This window comes from Paraburkholderia sp. BL6665CI2N2 (assembly GCF_004366535.1).
Taxonomy (GTDB): domain Bacteria; phylum Pseudomonadota; class Gammaproteobacteria; order Burkholderiales; family Burkholderiaceae; genus Paraburkholderia.
Window position 1 is genome coordinate 8280644 of the sequence record NZ_SORC01000001.1, and the last position, 17742, is coordinate 8298385.

Below are 17742 nucleotides of genomic sequence, written 5' to 3' on the forward strand. Positions count from 1 at the left end.
GCGCTCGAGAAACTGATCGTCAATGTGCATCGTCGTGGCCGAGTCAGCGGCAAACAGTCAGACACGATCTCCGTGTCCGTCGCCTGATTTCCGGGGTACTCCCAGAGCGTTACTTCTCCTGCATCCCTTCACCTTGCCTACTTCCTGCGCGAATCGGTATAGCGCGAACAGCGACGAATTCAGTTCATGATCGGCCACCTGTTCCTGGCATCTCTACCTGAAGTCGATCCCTTGGACGGCTTTTGCGAGTATACCGCCAACTGACGCATCGCAATCTACATGCTTGCACTTGGCTTTTGATTGACAATATTCGTCAGGCCATTTGCGGAACCCCGGCAGCGTGCCCTGTTAGGCCGGCTACCATCCAAGGGTATCGAGGGACAAAAACAAGGCGGCCGCGCTGCACATCAAACTGACGTAGCGGAGTGGAGTCAGCTATCCGGCGAGTTGGGGCGCGAACCGGTCGCTCGAATGACCACTTTGAGTGCACTGTGAGCGGCAGACGTTGGCTGGACAGCGCCCGATGCAGACCACCGTCCGGAGGTACCTCGGTTCAAACTTCAGTCTGCTCTGCCATCTCGAGCGCATCGTCGACCTCGATGCCAAGGTACCGCACTGTGCTTTCAAATTTGAGCCTTGCTACGGAACTGCCGCCAGCCAGCCCGGTTGGCTTTAACCGTTCGCGATGTTGAACCGCACTCGGCCTGCAACCAGTCGAAAAGTGCGGCTCGAATAAGTGTACGTTGCATCTGTGCAAAGAGCTCAGGCGTGTCAGCGCTCTCGTCAAAGCGGAACCGTCGACGATGCAAGCGCCGCCTTGCGATGCCCACCGACTGTCCACGCAATCGCGGTCCCGATTGCGAGAGCTAACAGGCATGCAGTCGGAACAAGCATTGGTGCGACATGGCTATGACTAACTTTGCCGACGTACGGCATCAGGTTCTGTGCGAAAAACCCGCCGAGATTGCCGATGCAGTTGATGGCGGCGACACTTGCCGCGGCTCGAGCGCCGGAAAAGAAGCGCGGGGGAAGCGACCAGAAACAAGGGTACAGCAGAGGAATACAGGCGCCACCCACACACAGGGCGATGAAGCGCAACGAGACCGTCGGCAATACGAGGCTGGAGGCAAAACATACAACGCCGATGCCTGCGACCACGACCATTGCTTTTAACACCACCTGTTCACGTTTGAGCTTCCCGGGAAGCCAAAGGAGAAGAAGTGTCGCGAGTGCCCACGGAATCATGTTGAGCAGGCCGTTGACGCTCGACGAAACGCCCCAGCTCTTGACCAGCGTAGGCAACCAGTACGTAACACCGTACAGCGACGTCGACATGAGCATGTAGGTTGCTGCGAACATGAGAACCTTCGGGTCAAGCAATGCCGCCCATGGCCGGGACTCTTTTGCTTCCGGGGACGCTTCGCGCACAAGCGCTGCGACCACAATGTCCTTCTCATCCTGAGAAAGGAAGTTCGCTTCCTTGACGGAGCTCGGCAGATATTTAAGCGCTACGAAGGCAATCAGTATTGCGGGAAGACCGGTGGCAAGGAAGACCCATTGCCACCCCGCCAGTCCCAGTGTTCCGCCCAAGGAAAGGAGCAGCCCTCCGACCAGCGCGCCAAGCATGTTTGCCAGCGAACTACCAAGGGTAAAAAGGCCAAGCACACGTGTCCGGTAGCTTTGAGGAAACCACTGCGTCAAGTAGTAAATGACGCCTGGATAGAACCCCGCTTCAGCAACGCCAAGTGCAAACCGGAACGAATAAAAAACTGGCAGGGACCGTGTGAACGCCATTAACACCGTAACGACGCCCCACGTAATCATGATGCGAGCGAGCCACGTCCGGGCCCCAAAACGATGAAGCGCCAGTGTGCTGGGCACCTCAAACAGGAGGTAGCCAATGAAAAACAGCGACGCTCCAAGGCCATACGCGGCTTCCGTCATGCCGAGTGCCTGAACCATTTCCAGTTTCGCGAAGCCGACGTTCTGCCGGTCGATGAATGCGATGAGAAACATGACGATCAGCAGCGGCATCAGCCGCCATGCCATTTTCTTCATTACCTGCTGCTCACGTGTTACGGACGTAGACATGTTCGTTCCGGTTCCATGCCCGCTGCCGCTCGACTGGCGTTTCGAAAACCGTCAGTCTGACGAAAACAGGCAAATTGATATAGTCATATATATGTTTGTATGTTTGAGGCCCGACTGCAATGAGGTATAACCCGGACGAGCGCACGCAAGCGAACTGCGGCCGCAGCTGGCGACGGGTGATGTATTCGGCGAACGAGGTGTAGAGCCTGAAAGTCGCGGGAAAATGCGACTTGCCTGGCGACAGAGAGTCAGTTCGCGTTGTCGGTCCCATTGACGGCATTGAACGCGGCGAGGGAGTCGCGTTGTCAGCGAATATCGACCTGATACTGGAACGCTGCAGCAGCACCACGCGTGGTGCGCCATTCAATAGGCGTCCCGGCGAAATCGGATGCCACACGGTGCACAAGGATTACCGGGCTGCCAACGTCGATATGCAAGAGCGCTGCATCAGCGTCCGTCGCCTGTTCGACGTTCAGGATCTCGGTTGCGGATGCGACGATTTGGCGGCAAAGCCGCTCGTAAAGCGGATAAAGCAAATCCTCGAAGCTACCAAGGGGCAGCGTCGCCAGCGCTTCGAAACGGCTTCGAGGTAGCCATATTTCTTCCGACAAAACGGGTTGTCCGTCAATCAGTCGTACCCGTGAGAGATGAACAGCCTTCTCCGTCGCCTTCATCCGCAAGGTTGAGCGAATCGTCTCGTTTGGCTTGACGACGTCGCGGCTGAGCACCTTCGCCGTCGGTCGGACCGGCCTCCCGTCAGCTGACTTGAATCGGAAGAAGCGGAACAACGACGAATCAAAGCGCGGGCGCCGCACAAACGTCCCCTTTCCCTGGGTGCGGGTGAGCACTCCGTCGGCTACCAACAAATCAATGGCTTTCCGAAGTGTGCCGGTCGACACGTTATAAAACAGGCTGAGTTCCGCCTCTGTGTCGATTGCCTTTTCTGGCGCCCACTCGCCCTCCGCGATGCGGCGCACCAGGTCATCGCGTAGCTGCTGGTAGCGCGGCAATCGACCGTCTGGCTTGGCCGAGAACGACTGCATATCCATGATTCATATAGTTGTTCACAGGAATAGTCACTGTACAACATCTGCAGGGACAAGGGTAAATCCCCAATGACTTCTTCGTCGATGCGCCTAAACTAAACATACAGTCATATACATGAATATATGAATTTACCGTGGAGACGGCGATGTTCACCTGGTACAAGAAAGGCACCCCTCTCGAACGCAGCACCTTCTGGGGATGTTTCGCGGGTTGGGGCCTCGATGCTCTCGATGTGCAGATGTTCACCCTGGCAATCCCCGCAATCATTGCAGCGTATGGCATCGACCACACGCAGGCGGGCGCAATCAGTGGCGTGACGTTGGTGTCGTCGGCGATGGGCGGCTGGTTGGCAGGCGCCCTGTCCGACAGGATTGGTCGTGTCCGGACGCTGCAAATTACGATTCTCTGGTTTGCCAGCTTCACGTTCCTCTGCGCCTTCGCCCAGAGTTTTCCTCAACTACTGGTCCTGAAGGCCCTGCAAGGGTTCGGGTTCGGCGGAGAGTGGGCTGCAGGCGCCGTGTTGATGGCTGAGACCATCCGGACCGAACACCGCGGCAAGGCCATGGGCGCGGTACAGAGCGCCTGGGCTGTCGGCTGGGCCGGCGCAGTGCTGTTGTATGCCGCAGCTTTTTCGTGGTTGCCGTCGGACACGGCGTGGCGTGTCATGTTCGGTGTTGGCCTGCTGCCGGCGCTTCTCGTCCTTTACGTCCGCCGCAATCTCCGCGAACCTGTGCGCATTGAGCCGTCTCGCGCTGAACCAGCGGTTTCTGTGTGGGGGCAAATCGCGCAAGTATTCCAGCCGCGCGTCATCAAGACCACCGTTATCGGGGCGATTCTGGGCACAGGCGCACACGGCGGGTACTACGCCATCATGACCTGGCTGCCGACCTTCCTCTCCAAGGAAAGACATTTGTCGGTCCTTAACACTGGTGGGTATCTTGCGGTTGTTATCGCGGCTTTCTGGTGCGGCTGTATGGCGAGCGCTTACCTGCTCGACCGTATCGGACGGCGTCGCAACATCGCATTTTTTGCATTTTCTTGCATCGTCACTGTGCTCGCCTACGTGATGCTTCCCTTGAGCAACACGGAAATGCTTGTTCTGGGCTTCCCGCTAGGCTTCTTTGCTGCCGGTATACCGGCCAGTCTGGGCGCACTCTTTAACGAGTTATATCCTTCGGACATGCGCGGGACAGGCGTCGGCTTTTGCTACAACTTCGGTCGCATCGCCTCGGCGGGTTTCCCGGTGCTGGTCGGGTACATGAGTCATTCGATGTCGCTGGGAGCAGCGATTGGCATCGATGCCGCAATTGCGTACGGGCTGGCGATGGTTGCCGTGTTGCTGCTTCCCGAAACGCGCGGCAAGCGCTTGCGGCCGTCCGGCGTCGAGCAGGCTTCGCAACTGGTCGCCGGCGCCGAATTAGCGCTTGACCATCCGCGGAGCCAGCGATGACCCAGGCACCCTCCATCGCGCGGCCACGGCTGCCGCGCGTTGACACGCACGCGCACGTGTTTGCCCGGACTCTGCCGCTGGCGGACGGACGGCGCTACGCACCCGACTATGACGCAACGCTGGACGCCTACCTGAAGCTTCTGGACGAGAACGATATTGGCAATGCCGTCCTTGTCCAGCCCAGCTTTCTCGGCACCGATAACAGCCATCTTTTAAAGGCGCTGACCAGCGACATTAGCCGGCTGCGCGGTGTGGCAGTCGTGTCGCCCGAAATTTCAGAAGACGACCTGCAGCGGCTGAACTGCCAGGGTGTGACGGGCGTGCGTCTGAACCTTGTCGGGAAGACGCTCCCCAAGCTGGGCTCGGCGCCATATCTAACGCTTTGGCAGCAGTTATCAAAACTAGGCTGGCATGTTGAGTTGCACAGGGAGGCGTCGGACCTGGCGCCGCTCGTCAACACTTTGCTGGATGTGGGCTTGCCAGTCGTCGTTGACCATTTTGGCCGCCCTGACCCGGACAGCGGCACACGCGACCCGGGGTTTCACGACCTGTTGGAGTTTGGCCCATCTGGCCGCGTGTGGGTCAAGATTTCGGGCGCCTATCGGTGCTCGGTGCAGGACTCGAGGTTCATGCGCGATGCCACTGACCAGCTCATAGACGCATTTGGCGCCGAACGTCTGATGTGGGGTAGCGACTGGCCACACACGCAGTTTGAACATGCGACGAACTACAGCCAAACGCTTACCGCGTTGCTGGACTTACCTCTCGCGCCCGCGATTGTCGAGGCAATCCTGTGCTCAACCCCGCGCTCGTTTTACGGGTTCGACAAAGACCCCGTGAGGGATATTGTCCCGACGACACTGACTTCCCAGCTCACTTCCTGAGGTCATCCTGCTAGTCACCGGTAGGTTGCACGGCGCCAGATTGCTGCAGGTCGTGGGCTTTCCGACGCCCGAGATCCCGGGTCCGGACGCTAGCGAAGAACAGATTCGAGCGATGCTGAAAAAGCACGGCATGATTTTCATCAAGCCGGTTTTCAAGGGCGGTGTTGGCAACACGCGCCAACGTCTATCTCGACGGGGTGCCTGCCTGGGCGGAGCTCAACTGGCTCGGTCGGGAAGTCGAGATTGGCGGGGTACGCTTTCGCGGGGCCCTACCGACGCGGCGCTGTGTCGCCATCAACGTCAACCCCGAGACCGCCACACGCGATGCCAATCTGCCGAAAGCGATCATGCAGCATTTCGGCCATGCCGATCTGGGCATTTAACTTCCCCTTGTCGGACCCGACGCGGTTTGGCCGAACCCGGAAGATCATCGCAAGCCGCACCGCCAACGGCGGCGAACCTCGGCTGTCGACCCGAAGCAGTCACTGGAACTGCCGCCAGCTCAATGGCCGCTTCCGGAAATCGGCGGACCATCGAAAGAGATGGCAGCAGCACTGCCTCTTGGTTCAGCCAGGATGGGCAGGGGGCCCTTCTAGTTACCCACTCGCGAACTAGCCACACCGCACCAAGCTGAAGGCATCGGTGAACCCTTCGCGTCAACTGATCAGAACGAGTTCTGAGCTTCTCACGTCGTCGTGTCGCCGTGTATGATTAGCAAAAGCGTACTAATCGGCTTTCCGATATTGCCGGCGTGGTAGCTTATCGTGGTTTGGATCGCCACGACTGAATACGACGAAAACGTTCCTCGGGGAAATATGATGAAGAAAATCAACTAACTGACAATTGGTTATAGCGACGCGGAAAATTACAAGCGAAGAGAAAATAAAAATCTATTTAACGAAATATTTATCCAAAACGACTATCTCAATCAACTTTGCAGGCCCTCGACCACGTTTTTGATTGGCGACAAAGGCATGGGGAAAACGGCTTATTCTGTTTTCATGGTTAATAATTCACATAACAATAATATTTCCTCTCTCAGATACATTCGGGAGACAGAGTACCAAAAATTTATTACGTTAAAAAACGAAAAACAGTTAGACCTTTCCGATTATTCATCGATTTGGAAGGTAATCATATATTTGCTGCTCTCTCAGGAGATATATGAGAACGAAGGTGGATCGGGGTTTTTTAGGCGCTTTACCAAATTTCAGGCGCTCCACGACGCAATTCAAGAATATTATGTCCATGCTTTCACACCCGAGATTCAGCATGCACTCCAATTCGTAAGAGAGTCAAAGATCGCCGCAGAGTTGCTGAGTAAATTCGCAAAAGCCTCTGGGGAAGAAAAGAATTCAGTACGTTCAGTGAATCAAGATTTCAGACAAATCTTCTTTATATTCAAAAAAACTTTGAGACAGCGTTAAGTTCGCTCAAGCTTCAGCGAAGCCACATTTTGTTTATTGACGGGATCGACATCCGCCCGGCATCAATTCCGTACAACGATTACATAGAATGTATTAAAGGACTTGCGAACGCCGTTTGGGAAATCAATAACGATTTCTTCCCATCAATCCGTGATTCTCCTGGTCGACTCCGAGCTGTTCTTCTAGTGCGCCCCGACATCTTTGGCTCGTTGGGACTGCAAAACCAAAATACTAAAATAAGAGACAACGCCGTACTTTTAAACTGGTCCACGACGTATCGCGACCATCGCACTAGCGACTTGTTTGCTGTAGCGGATCAAGTGTTGGCCCACCAGCAAAAAAATTCTACTGCTTTAAAGAAAGGAGACGCGTGGGACTTCTATTTTCCGTGGGATTCTCCAAGTGAAAACGATAGAACGATGGTATTTGAAAAGCCGTCTTCATTCATAAGCTTTCTTCGATTCGCTTTATATCGTCCCCGTGATATCATTACAATGTTGACGATGCTTCGCGAAAGATTTGTCACCGCATCCAAGGATCAGAGTCGATCGTTTTCATTGGATGATTTTAACGACGCTACTTTTAGACGAGATTATTCCGACTATCTCCTGGGAGAGGTGAAGGATCAGTTGTCATTTTATTACTCCAGCCAAGATTACGAAAGCTTCCTTAAGTTTTTCCAGTTTTTGGATGGCAGGAATAAATTTGATTACGAAGAATATCTAAGGGCGTATGAGTCACTTACGGCACACAACGAATCATCTGGGGTGCCGCGACCAAAATTCATGTCGTCCGCAGAGGAATTTCTACAGTTTCTATATGACTTGAACATCATTTCATATATCGAAACAACTGACGACAACCAGAAGTTTTTCCATTGGTGTTTTAAGGACAGGACATACCCCAATATCTCGCCTGGCGTTAAAATTGGAGCCCATTACGAAATTTTTTACGGAATGAGCAAAGCCTTGGATACTGGAAAGAAGTTTCAACGAAGTGAATCTGGTCGAAAATCATAATGACTGGAAGACCGGGGTAGAAACAGCGCTCGTAGAAACCGCTTCATACATCCGGTCGAACGCTTCCACCCTGTCGATCTGAAGATCGGTCGATTCCGTTGCGGAAGCGGACCACCTCTTCGTCGACGAATTTTCGGGTGGAAGCAGCACTTGTTTGCCTTTATCAACGGGGAAGTCGACGTTCGAATGTCCGTTTAGTTGCGTGGGCAGGTGGCCGTAGATGGCCGAATTCTGTCCGACGACGCTCGGCGGGAGTCGGCCCCTTCCCGCGCTATGTTAAGCACTGCGGGAATAATGGCGAAAATTATCAATCTCTACCGCCATCCAATCAAGGGTCTCTCTCCCGAGCCCTTGACGGAAATGGCCGTCAGCCACCGGCAAGGACTGTCCTTCGAACGCGCATTCGCGCTGGCGACGCGGCTGGATCCAGAGACCGGCACGCTAACCGTTCGTTATCGCGGTGAGCTTGTGCTCGAGGCGACGACGACGAGTGCTGCGGGCCGCGAGGCGATCGAGGATTTCATGGCGGCTATCTGGGCGAAGCGACTGAAGGCCGTCCCCGTCGAAACGCAGCTTTGGCACATAGAAGTGGACTCCTACCGGGCTGAGCCAACTCGATCCGCTTCGTTTGCGTATACGTATGCGAATACTCACAAGTTGACCCGATTGAAACTAGCTTAAATTCAATAACTCATGCGCTTCATTCGAGTCCTCTCCTGGGCAGCTTCGGATCGACCCTATCTGAGACCAGGAAGGTCATGCCCGCATAGCGGGGGACTGTACAAAGAGAAGAAGAATCAGGGCGGGATTGCGAGAGAGTTTAGTCAGCGCCGGCCAAACGTACCTGGGGCAACGATGCCAAAGATGACGGCGCTCATAAGAATCTGCGTAAAGAAGATTTTGACGTTATTCATTTTTTGCAGCTCTCGGCCCACGCCGGATAATCGATATAGCCGCAGTCATCCGTCCTTGTCCTGCGTCGCAGTCTCGAAATCGCTCGCGTCGTGCCGCTCGCGAAGCTGTCCGGACAGCTCGCCGCCTGTCCTGTTGACCATACGGCCGCGTCTCACGGCTGGCCGCGCGAGGAGCATGTCGGCCCAGCGTTGAACATTCGTATAGTCCTGCACGGACAGGAATTCCGCTGCCCCATATTGCCAGCCTTTGACAAGGCCGCCATACCACGGAAACACCGCCATGTCGGCAATGGTGTAAGCGTCACCGGCGAGATACTCGTTGCCGGCGAGGCGCCGGTCCAGCACGTCGAGCTGGCGCTTCACCTCCATCGCGAAACGGTCGATCGCGTACTCGATCTTCGTTGGCGCATAAGCGTAGAAATGCCCGAAGCCGCCGCCCAGGTAAGGTGCGCTGCCCATTTGCCAGAACAGCCAGTTCAGCGTCTCGGTATGGGTCTCGACGTCTGCCGGAAGAAACGCCCCGAACTTCTCGGCCAGATAGAGCAGGATCGAGCCCGATTCAAACACGCGGACCGGCTTCGACCCACTGCGATCCAGCAGCGCGGGGATCTTCGAGTTCGGATTGATGTCCACGAAGCCGCTGCCGAACTGTTCGCCCTCGCCGATCCTGATCAGCCATGCGTCGTACTCGGCGCCGGAATAGCCGGCCGCGAGCAGTTCCTCCAGCAGGATCGTTACCTTCACGCCATTGGGCGTGCCCAGCGAATAAAGCTGCAGCGGGTGCCGCCCGACCGGAAGCGCCTTCTCGTGCGTCGGCCCCGCGACCGGCCGGTTGATGTTGGCAAAGGTGCCGCCACTGGGTTTGTTCCAGGTCCAGACCTTCGGCGGAATATAGTCGAGTAAATCAGCCATGGGGCTCTCCGTAAGTCTCAGTGCCGGCTCACGCAGCCGGGGGATAGTTGGACGGGAAGAGCGCACGTCGGGTCTCCTCGTCGTTGACCTTCTTGAACACGTGGTCCTTGCCGACGGCTCTGGCACTAGCAGCCGCGGGACGTGCATCGACCGTTTCGAACAGGCGCTTGAGATTCGGAAACGCCGCCAGCGGATCGTCGGCCCCTTTGAGCACGCGCGAGGCACGATCGAGCCATCCCCAAGCCGAGATATCCGCGATCGTATAGGTGTCGCCGACGATATGCGTCCGCCCTTCCAGATGGTCGTTCAGAACGTGGTAGTGACGCTCGGCCTCCCGTCGATAGCGGTTCACGGCATAGTCGAGTCCTTCGGGCGCGGCGAACTGGAAGTGCACGGCTTGGCCCGAGAACGGGCCGAGACCGGAGGCGAGGAACAGGAGCCACGAAAGCAGCTCAGGCCTGTCCTGCGGAGAACCGAGCAGCTTGCCGGTTTTCTCCGCCAGATAGAGCAGGATCGCCGTGGAGTCGAAGACGCGCGCTTCCTCGCCTCCCGGCCCTTCCGTGTCGACAATGGCGGGCACCTTGCCGTTGGGGTTGATCGCACGGAATTGCGGTGTGTGCTGTTCGCCCTTGCTGGTATCGACGGGGATCGCCTCGTAAGGAAGGCCCGTCTCTTCAAGGAGGAGCGCGACCTTGGCCGGGTTTGGCGTGGGGTGGAAGTAAAAACGGATCATGGCAGTGCCCTCCGGGTTAAGAATGGTTCATACACGGTTGGTCGATGCACGGCGCGCCGGCGCGGGCCTGGAAGCGAGCAGCACGCCGAGAACGATGATGACGATCGACATCCCTTCGGCCGGCGACGGCGTTTCGCCGAGGAAAGGTATGGCGAGGAGCGAGGCAGCAGCAGGAAGCAGCGCAATGACGGCGGTCGCAGCGGCGATGTCCCAGATGCGAAGCTCACGGGTGACACCAAACCGCGTCACGACGAACCAGCCCGAGAAGATCATCACCGTCAGCGCTGCCCAGGCAAACCCCGCCATGCGCGCGCACGAGGCGCGTCGCCTCGCCCGCTCGGCCTCAACGGCCGCCGCGACCGGTAGCTTTTCGCTTGCCATCGTTCAGGCCGGTTGAAGCTCTTTGAGGGCGGCGAGGATCACATCCGGTTCGAGCCGCTTGCGGTAATCGACCTCGATACTGGCGAGCGCAACGCGTCCATCCGGGGCAATCACATACGTGGCCGGTATCGGCAGTTCCCAGCTCTCGTCGCCGTTGATCGCAGGCAGCGCCTTCTGGCTCGAGCGAAGTGCCTCACGCAGATCCGCGGGCAACGCGTAAGCAAGCCCGAAGCGGCGTGCGACGGAATTGTTAACGTCGCTCAGGACATCGAAGGTTAGAGCGTTTGTCTGAACAGTGGTCAGCGAGCCGTGCGCGAGTTGTGGCGAGATTGCGACCAGCCGGGCGCCCAGCGTGGCCATCTCGGGAAGGACTGCCTGATAAGCCCGCAACTGGATATTGCAGTATGGACACCATCCGCCGCGATAAAACGTAACGACGACAGGCCCCCTCTGCAACAGAAGGGACAGCGAGACACGATTGTCGTGTACGTCCAGCAGTGAAAAGTCTGGCGCTTCGTCGCCGACTCCGACCGCGTGGTCGAGCACAAAGCTGGCACGCAGCTCCTCGATCCTGGCCTCGTAAAGAGCGGCGCGCCCCGACGGCGCGGTACGCGCAAACTCGGCCCTGAAGTTGTCCAGTTGCTCCTGCAATTTCATGACGCTTTCCTCCTCCGTGCGACAATTCTGCAAGCCTGATGTGCCCAAGGCCTCATAACGTCACGCCTTTTCGTTTTAGAACGTGCATTCTATAATCACTCATCGCGGCGAAACTGGCAAGCGCGCTGTGCAATGACTTGACAGGTGACAGAGATGGCAAGACCCAGGGAATTTGACGAAGGGGCGGTGCTGGACGCGACCATGCAGTGCTTCTGGAGATTTGGGTATGAGGCGACGTCGGTGAAAGACCTGACCGAAAGGACAGGTCTCACCGCAGCCAGCCTTTACAACGCGTATGGAGACAAGCGCGGGCTCTTCCAGGCAGCGCTTGATCGCTACGTGGACGAAAGCATTGGAAGGCGCATACAGCGCTGTGAAGCGCTCCCTCCCCTTGAGGCGATCCACGCGTTTTTCGAAGAGATCGTGCGCCGCTCGCTAAATGACCGCCAGCACAAGGGCTGCATGATCGTGAACTCGGCCATGGAGATGGCACCACACGACGCTGAATTTCAGAAAATCATCGCTGGCGTTCTTGTCCGTATCGAGGATTTTTTTCTGGGTTGCGTCATGGCAGGTCAGTCCGACGGAACCATCGCGCACTCACAGCGGGCAGACGTCCTCGCTCGGCATCTTCTTGGCGTTTTGATGGGCGTTCGCGTCCTGGCTCGTGTTCGTTCCGACAGAGTGCTGCTGGAAGGGGTGATTGCACCAGCGCTTGCCTTGTTGCAACCCCCAAACGGGTGAACTAGCGATCGCCGAAGTTCGGTGTAGAGCGCCTCCCGTACCGTTTTTTATTCTGCCGTGTATGTCGTTGAATGCCCGTCACTAGACAGCGCCAGGAACTTCGGGTCAAACCCGGTAACTTGAGGGCATGACAAGAGGGACACGTAAGGCCTGTCCGACAGACGTGTCAGACCAAGAATTGAGCTTCATTAATTCATCATTTCGTCTCGCGCATCGCCTGTAATGAGCCGCGTGCTGCGCCGGTAGGTGAGATACGCCCAGAGCCAATCAAGAATGACGATGGCCCGGTTCCGTCCGCCGACCAGAAAGGCGATATGAGTTGCGCCCCAAAACCACCACGCGGGCTCCCCCCATACACAAAGCTTGCCAATCTCGGCAACGGCGGCCTGACGCCCGATCGTGGCCAGGCTGCCAAAGTGCCGATAGCGAAACGGCGGCGGCGGGCGCCGCCCCGCCACACTGGCCGCAATCACGCCAGCCACATATCGGCCCTGCTGTTTGGCCGCCGGCGCGAGACCAGGAACAACTGCTCCGCCCCATCCCAGAGAAGATGCCGTGTCGCCGATCGCATAGATCCGTTGCAGGTCAGGCACGGACAGGTCGGCTGCCACGGCAAGCCGCCCCGACGGATCGGCGGTCCGGTTCAACCATTGGGCCGCGGGCGACGCGGCAACGCCCGCCGCCCATAGAACGGTACGGGCGGCGATGCGCTGCCCGCCAATGTCGACACCCTCGCTGTCCACGCCCAGTACCCGGGTGTCGAGCCGGACATCGACCCCGAGCGCTCGCAGTGAGCGTTCTGCTGCGCCCGATAGCGTAGCGGCGAAAGTGGGCAGAATGCGCGGCCCCGACTGCAACAGGATAACGCGAGCGACGGCCGGATCGATCATGCGGTATTCCTCGGCCATCCCGTGCCGGGCCAGTTCGGCGATGGCTCCCGCCAGTTCGATGCCGGTGGGACCGCCGCCGACGATCACGAAAGTCAGCCACGCGGCACGCTCGGTCTCGCTGGCCGCGCTTTCGGCTTCCTCGAACGCCCGCAGGAGGCGGCTGCGCACGGCGGTCGCATCTTCGATACTCTTGAGTCCCGGTGCGAAAGGCGCCCAACTGTCCTTGCCAAAATAGCTGTGACGAGCGCCCGTCGCCAGCACCAGATAGTCAAATTTTATGGGTAACACGCCGATGTGTACCTCTCGCGCGACCGCATCCACTCCCGTCACCTGCCCTAGCCTGACCTGAACGTTGCGCTGACGCCGGAACAGGCTGCGGATCGGCGTGGCGATCTCCGCCGGCGACAGCGCGGCCGTGGCCACCTGGTAGAGTAGCGGCTGAAACAGATGATGGTTGCGCTGGTCGATCAGCGTGACCCGACAGCGCGCATTGCGCAATCCCTGCGCGGCTGCGACGCCGCCAAAGCCGCCCCCGACCACGACGACATGTGGCAGATCCTCCGGGGCGGAATCGTCTTCCTGCGACGCATTGCCCGTCCACCGCTCAAACAGCCAATCGAGGGAGAACATGCCACCGCCCGCGGCCACGAGCACAGCAAGCAGAAGCAGGACTGCCAGCCGATCGTCCATCGACATGGCGATACCAGCCACTGGCACCATCACCGCTATGAACAGCGCGGCAAACCGCGTCGCACAGCCAAGCACCAGCGCCAGCGCGAGCGCCGCCGCACACCACGCTGGATGGACAAGAGATGTCGCAGCGGCGCCCAACATCCCTCCCTGCAACCACGAACCGAATGGCAATACAAAGTTAACGAGTGAAGCGGCAAGCCCAACACGTATGACAAACTGCAGAAGCGGGCCCAGGTGACGTTCGAGCCAGACGTAAAGCCCACGCGTGAGCCTTACTGGGCGAAATGGGATCCACGACAAACCGCGCCCCAGAAGATTGTCCAGCGACATGGCCCCCGCCCCGCTTACGATGAACCATGAAAGGAGCGCGAGTTTGGCTCCCTGTGCGCCCGCCGCCAGCGCGCCGTGACTGTCCGCGATTGTCTCGATGAGCAGCACCAGCGCAACAGGACGAGTCAGCAGCCCCAAGGTAAGCAGCAACGGCACTACGCTGTGCAGCGCCGCATCGAGCCCGGACGGGACGCGCAGGCCGCCGGTAAACAAACCCCCGTGAGGGCTTTCTGCCATCGTCATGATCTGGTGCACGAGGACGACCTGCCCAAACCAGATCCGGGCAAGCAACAGCAACCAGGGCATGCATAGCAGGCGCAGCGCGAGGCCGAAACCGCGGGCACATTTAAGGGTCTTTCGTAGCATAGGGATAGATCGTCCAGCTATCCATGAACGGTTCGGAGTTCCACTGCGGACAGAGAGCGGACCGCCGCACCGATGCATGGGGTAACGTATTGGCTCAGGACGGCAAGTCAGTCGTAGCGCCTGTCCGTGTCTGGCTGCCCGCAAGACGTCAACGGCTCTCCGAGACATACCGTCCACATCCGACTGATAGTTCGTCTCCGGCGGCCACACGGTTACGGCGGTCGAAGAATCTTCTTCGCCGCTCAGATGCCAGGCTGGAGGAAACATTCGATGTGCGTAATCGTCCTGTTCGTTTAGCAATACCAAATAATCATGCAAAACTCAGGTCGTCCAATCTGTCCCGAACCCGGGCGGCACTCACGCGGTCCGTTCGTCCCCGACGACCGGAAACACTTCAGCGCGTCGAGCGTCGATAAAAAACGGCGGTGTGCTGTAACCGGCTGGCAACCGGCAGCGAACTACTGCAAGCGGTTTGGCCACGGCGCTTCTGGCAGACGTCATCGCTCCAACAGGTCGAAAGCAAAAAAAGCGAATCCCCTGTAACCAGACATCTACAGCCCACGAATTAGATCACGTATCCATCACGGGTACCTTCCATCCCAACTACTGGAGAAATTCAATGTCCACAAAGATCACGGTCAGTTCCACCCTGCTCGCCGGCGTTGTCGCGAGCCTGCTTGCATCAGTCGCCCACGCAGCACCGCTTACGCCGGCCGAAGGAGCCGCTGCCGTCGCAGCACACAAGGAGAAGTGCTACGGCGTTGCCCTGAAGGGGCAGAACGACTGCGCCGCCGGTCCCGGCACGACGTGTCAGGGCACATCCGCAATGGACTTCCAGGGTAACTCGTGGAAGTTCGTTCAGGGCGGCACCTGCACGAGTATCCAAGTGCCGGGTGGCGGCCACGGCTCGCTCACTCCGTTGAAGTCCTGATTCGGCGAGCGGCAAGAGGAACGGGGCGGCCATGGGCAATTCCACGATGACAACGGCAGTTAGCCAAACAGACCGCCCCCTTCGCGCGACACCTGGCGCCCAAGGGCTCGCCGGGACCCGTTTCAAGCATCAGCACCTGTCTGCGATCCTCGCGGACGGACTGAGCAACGGATTCTTCGAGGTTCATGCGGAAAACCATATGAGCGTCGGCGGACGGTCACATCGGACGCTTGCCGCAATCTGTGAGCACTATTTCCGCTCTGCATTCACGGCGTCCGTATGTCGAATGGCGGCGACCCGGAAGATGCACTCGTGACGCGACCGGTGCAGGACGTGATGGTATCGCGCCGTCCGGCCGTTGTGCGACCTTCCTCATTAGTCTTCTCAACGGCGCATCGACAGGCGAAGCGGGCACGGCCGCGTGTCGGGAAGCCCCGTCCCTCGATCTGCACGCCAACGTGGGCAGGGATGATTCCAGCCGGCGTGTTTGCAGTCGTCCAACATGGAGATTCACAGAAATGTCGAACCTACAGAACGTAAAACTGCCGCTTCCGGACGTAGTCATATCCGCGATTGGCACGGCGAGGCGGCTGATCCAGCAGCTCGCGCAGCCGTGGCTCGTTCAACTCGTACTGCGGCTTGCTCTGGCTGTGCCGTTCTGGAAATCGGGTGTTCTCAAATGGCACGGCTTCCTTCAACTGAACGATACGGCGATCGACCTGTTCACGGACGAGTTCAAGTTGCACCTGCCAGGCGGTCCGTATCCGTTTCCTGCCCCAGCTGTTTTTGCGTTTCTGTCGGGCTGCGGCGAGGTGATCTTCCCGGTGCTGCTCGTGCTTGGCTTCGGAACCCGGTTCGCCGCAGCCGGCCTGATATTTATGACGTGCATCGTCGAGCTGACTGTACCGGACGGCTGGCCCATCCATCTAACCTGGTTGGCGATGGCACTGGCAATTGCGGCCTGGGGGCCGGGTCTGATATCGATTGACTATCTGCTTGGCGACAGGTCGCCCAGGTCGTGAGCCGTTGAATACAGCTGACCGGGAAGGCGACGGGGTTATTCCAAAACGTCCGCTTCAGTTTACTGCGTCGGCATTTTTGCGCCGACGCATCGCTTGATGCGCGATATCTGAGCTTCAGGCTGGGCGCGCAGTTCGCAGCCGTATTTTTGCGGCACGCATAAATGCTGCCTTTATCCTCGATGTATCGCACCGTCCGGTTATGGAGTCTGGCGCTTTCATGACGATGCACGACTGCGCGAGAGGGCGACGGAATCACGGCAACGATGCCACGGATGTTTAGCAATTCCGCTCGCTCTACTCAAGCATGCGCGTGGTCACGCAGCTCACCAGGGATGAACGCGCGCTCAAGACCCCCTTCGTTCAACCATGCACGCGTCTTCGCGGCTGCACGCTCAATCAGGCGGTCGCACTGCGTGTAATCGTAAGGCGAGACATCGAGCGGACACAGTGGTGGAACAACAAAAATCTCCGCGCGGAAAGAGTAGGATTCCAGATCGCGCACAAGCTGACGCGCAATGAGAAGTGTCAGCGCGTGTGTAGCCTGCGCGATTGCGTTACCGGGCGGCTTGTGCAGCGCGCAGGCAAATCCGGCCGGAAGCACGATGATGCGTGTCGCACCGAGTGAGATCGCCACGGAGATCGGCGTATTGTTGGCCACGCCGCCATCGACCAGATCCAACCCGCCAATTCGCACGGGCGGAAACACACCGGGAATTGCAGCGCTCGCGAGAATGGCATCCACCAGCGGGCCGGATGAAAGGATAATTTCTTTGCCGCTCTGCATGTCCGTCGCAACGATGTGAAGCGGTATGGCCGCATGCTCTACCCGGGCAAACGACAAATTCTTTTCCAGCAGCATGCGCAGTGGTGTGGCGTCGACAAGGTGGGAGCGGCGTCGCAGCATCATCTCGAGCAATCCAAACATGGAGAGCGGCATGATGTCCCGCCGCCTGATCCGACACCACAGTAATTCAAGCATGGCGACGCCATCGCTGTCGGGCCGGCCAGCAAAATACGCCGCATTGATCGCACCAGCGGATGCGCCAATCACGCAACCCGGAAGCACACCATGATCGAGCAACTCGCGCAGCATGCCAACTTCGATCGCGCCGAGGCTGCCGCCGCCTGCGAACACAAAAGCGGTCAAGCTGGGCGGAGCGGACAAATTCGGATAAGTGGACATGTCTGCCTCCGTTGCCGTGTCATACCGGATCCGTTCTTCATGGCCCACCGAGCGAATTCGCGCCAAAT

The 17742-nt window shown here is 58.2% G+C and carries 17 protein-coding genes and 1 pseudogene; 9 read left to right on the forward strand and 9 right to left on the reverse strand.

Going from position 1 to position 17742, the window contains the following annotated elements; all coding sequences use genetic code 11:
* Positions 1 to 553: 553 nt before the first annotated feature.
* The 3 genes and pseudogenes from B0G81_RS44920 to B0G81_RS37180 all read right to left on the reverse strand — a co-directional run.
* Positions 554 to 631: pseudogene (locus B0G81_RS44920) on the reverse strand (integrase); the annotation flags it as partial.
* Positions 632 to 783: 152 nt separating this feature from the next.
* Complete coding sequence (locus tag B0G81_RS37175; RefSeq protein ID WP_134142782.1) at positions 784 to 2091, reverse strand: MFS transporter; 1308 nt, start codon at positions 2089 to 2091, stop codon at positions 784 to 786.
* A 305-nt stretch (positions 2092 to 2396) separates the two neighbouring features.
* Positions 2397 to 3140, reverse strand: a complete 744-nt coding sequence (locus B0G81_RS37180; RefSeq protein WP_134142784.1) for a GntR family transcriptional regulator — start codon at positions 3138 to 3140, stop codon at positions 2397 to 2399.
* A 143-nt stretch (positions 3141 to 3283) separates the two neighbouring features.
* Between B0G81_RS37180 and B0G81_RS37185 the strand changes: the two genes are divergently transcribed.
* From B0G81_RS37185 to B0G81_RS37210, 5 genes are all read left to right on the forward strand, one after another.
* Positions 3284 to 4588 carry an MFS transporter gene (locus B0G81_RS37185; protein WP_134142789.1) on the forward strand — a complete coding sequence of 435 codons (1305 nt, stop codon included), beginning with the start codon at positions 3284 to 3286 and terminating at the stop codon, positions 4586 to 4588.
* On the forward strand, positions 4585 to 5472 hold the full coding sequence (locus tag B0G81_RS37190; protein ID WP_134142792.1) for an amidohydrolase family protein: 888 nt from the start codon (positions 4585 to 4587) through the stop codon (positions 5470 to 5472). Before B0G81_RS37185 ends, B0G81_RS37190 begins: the two co-directional genes overlap by 4 nt.
* Before the next feature lie 164 nt (positions 5473 to 5636).
* Positions 5637 to 5855: an MOSC domain-containing protein gene (locus B0G81_RS37200; protein WP_219907345.1), complete on the forward strand. Its 219-nt coding sequence runs from the start codon at positions 5637 to 5639 to the stop codon at positions 5853 to 5855.
* A gap of 1073 nt (positions 5856 to 6928) precedes the next feature.
* Positions 6929 to 7918, forward strand: coding sequence for a hypothetical protein (locus tag B0G81_RS44195; RefSeq protein WP_208328587.1), 990 nt, complete (start codon positions 6929 to 6931; stop codon positions 7916 to 7918).
* Positions 7919 to 8212: 294 nt separating this feature from the next.
* On the forward strand, positions 8213 to 8599 hold the full coding sequence (locus B0G81_RS37210; protein WP_166679116.1) for an MOSC N-terminal beta barrel domain-containing protein: 387 nt from the start codon (positions 8213 to 8215) through the stop codon (positions 8597 to 8599).
* 278 nt (positions 8600 to 8877) lie between these two features.
* Here the strand turns inward: B0G81_RS37210 and yghU are convergent, their stop codons facing one another.
* Genes yghU through B0G81_RS37230 form a run of 4 tightly spaced genes read right to left on the reverse strand, consistent with a single transcriptional unit; the run spans position 8878 to position 11515 of the window.
* Entirely contained in the window at positions 8878 to 9744 is an 867-nt protein-coding gene (yghU, locus tag B0G81_RS37215; RefSeq protein WP_134142796.1) for a glutathione-dependent disulfide-bond oxidoreductase, read from the reverse strand.
* A 28-nt stretch (positions 9745 to 9772) separates the two neighbouring features.
* Positions 9773 to 10477: a glutathione S-transferase N-terminal domain-containing protein gene (locus B0G81_RS37220; protein ID WP_134142799.1), complete on the reverse strand. Its 705-nt coding sequence runs from the start codon at positions 10475 to 10477 to the stop codon at positions 9773 to 9775.
* A 27-nt stretch (positions 10478 to 10504) separates the two neighbouring features.
* Positions 10505 to 10858, reverse strand: a complete 354-nt coding sequence (locus B0G81_RS37225; protein ID WP_134142801.1) for a hypothetical protein — start codon at positions 10856 to 10858, stop codon at positions 10505 to 10507.
* Between the two features lie 3 nt (positions 10859 to 10861).
* Positions 10862 to 11515: a peroxiredoxin-like family protein gene (locus tag B0G81_RS37230; RefSeq protein ID WP_134142805.1), complete on the reverse strand. Its 654-nt coding sequence runs from the start codon at positions 11513 to 11515 to the stop codon at positions 10862 to 10864.
* 153 nt (positions 11516 to 11668) lie between these two features.
* On the opposite strand from B0G81_RS37230, the gene B0G81_RS37235 reads away from it, so the two are divergent.
* The gene (locus B0G81_RS37235) at positions 11669 to 12259 is read left to right on the forward strand and encodes a TetR/AcrR family transcriptional regulator (protein ID WP_134142807.1); all 591 of its coding nucleotides are present in this window, start codon (positions 11669 to 11671) and stop codon (positions 12257 to 12259) included.
* A 188-nt stretch (positions 12260 to 12447) separates the two neighbouring features.
* Here the strand turns inward: B0G81_RS37235 and B0G81_RS37240 are convergent, their stop codons facing one another.
* Entirely contained in the window at positions 12448 to 14538 is a 2091-nt protein-coding gene (locus B0G81_RS37240) for an NAD(P)/FAD-dependent oxidoreductase (protein WP_134142811.1), read from the reverse strand.
* 619 nt (positions 14539 to 15157) lie between these two features.
* On the opposite strand from B0G81_RS37240, the gene B0G81_RS37245 reads away from it, so the two are divergent.
* The 3 genes from B0G81_RS37245 to B0G81_RS37255 all read left to right on the forward strand — a co-directional run bounded on the left by B0G81_RS37245 (position 15158) and on the right by B0G81_RS37255 (position 16491).
* Positions 15158 to 15469: a DUF2282 domain-containing protein gene (locus tag B0G81_RS37245; protein WP_012427019.1), complete on the forward strand. Its 312-nt coding sequence runs from the start codon at positions 15158 to 15160 to the stop codon at positions 15467 to 15469.
* A 46-nt stretch (positions 15470 to 15515) separates the two neighbouring features.
* Entirely contained in the window at positions 15516 to 15785 is a 270-nt protein-coding gene (locus tag B0G81_RS44930; RefSeq protein ID WP_243856814.1) for a DUF692 family multinuclear iron-containing protein, read from the forward strand.
* Positions 15786 to 15987: 202 nt separating this feature from the next.
* On the forward strand, positions 15988 to 16491 hold the full coding sequence (locus tag B0G81_RS37255; protein ID WP_134142813.1) for a DoxX family protein: 504 nt from the start codon (positions 15988 to 15990) through the stop codon (positions 16489 to 16491).
* Between the two features lie 298 nt (positions 16492 to 16789).
* Here B0G81_RS37255 and B0G81_RS37260 read toward each other — a convergent pair whose 3' ends face one another.
* Positions 16790 to 17674: a patatin-like phospholipase family protein gene (locus B0G81_RS37260; RefSeq protein WP_134142819.1), complete on the reverse strand. Its 885-nt coding sequence runs from the start codon at positions 17672 to 17674 to the stop codon at positions 16790 to 16792.
* Positions 17675 to 17742: the final 68 nt, after the last annotated feature.

Bases quoted from the DNA above. Each gene is read 5' to 3' on its own strand.
- B0G81_RS37175 (WP_134142782.1), bottom strand. From the start codon at position 2,091: ATGTCTACGTCCGTAACACGTGAGCAGCAGGTAATGAAGAAAATGGCA.
- B0G81_RS37180 (WP_134142784.1), bottom strand. From the start codon at position 3,140: ATGGATATGCAGTCGTTCTCGGCCAAGCCAGACGGTCGATTGCCGCGC.
- B0G81_RS37185 (WP_134142789.1), top strand. From the start codon at position 3,284: ATGTTCACCTGGTACAAGAAAGGCACCCCTCTCGAACGCAGCACCTTC.
- B0G81_RS37190 (WP_134142792.1), top strand. From the start codon at position 4,585: ATGACCCAGGCACCCTCCATCGCGCGGCCACGGCTGCCGCGCGTTGAC.
- B0G81_RS37210 (WP_166679116.1), top strand. From the start codon at position 8,213: ATGGCGAAAATTATCAATCTCTACCGCCATCCAATCAAGGGTCTCTCT.
- yghU (WP_134142796.1), bottom strand. From the start codon at position 9,744: ATGGCTGATTTACTCGACTATATTCCGCCGAAGGTCTGGACCTGGAAC.
- B0G81_RS37220 (WP_134142799.1), bottom strand. From the start codon at position 10,477: ATGATCCGTTTTTACTTCCACCCCACGCCAAACCCGGCCAAGGTCGCG.
- B0G81_RS37225 (WP_134142801.1), bottom strand. From the start codon at position 10,858: ATGGCAAGCGAAAAGCTACCGGTCGCGGCGGCCGTTGAGGCCGAGCGG.
- B0G81_RS37230 (WP_134142805.1), bottom strand. From the start codon at position 11,515: ATGAAATTGCAGGAGCAACTGGACAACTTCAGGGCCGAGTTTGCGCGT.
- B0G81_RS37235 (WP_134142807.1), top strand. From the start codon at position 11,669: ATGGCAAGACCCAGGGAATTTGACGAAGGGGCGGTGCTGGACGCGACC.
- B0G81_RS37240 (WP_134142811.1), bottom strand. From the start codon at position 14,538: ATGCTACGAAAGACCCTTAAATGTGCCCGCGGTTTCGGCCTCGCGCTG.
- B0G81_RS37245 (WP_012427019.1), top strand. From the start codon at position 15,158: ATGTCCACAAAGATCACGGTCAGTTCCACCCTGCTCGCCGGCGTTGTC.
- B0G81_RS44930 (WP_243856814.1), top strand. From the start codon at position 15,516: ATGACAACGGCAGTTAGCCAAACAGACCGCCCCCTTCGCGCGACACCT.
- B0G81_RS37255 (WP_134142813.1), top strand. From the start codon at position 15,988: ATGTCGAACCTACAGAACGTAAAACTGCCGCTTCCGGACGTAGTCATA.
- B0G81_RS37260 (WP_134142819.1), bottom strand. From the start codon at position 17,674: ATGTCCACTTATCCGAATTTGTCCGCTCCGCCCAGCTTGACCGCTTTT.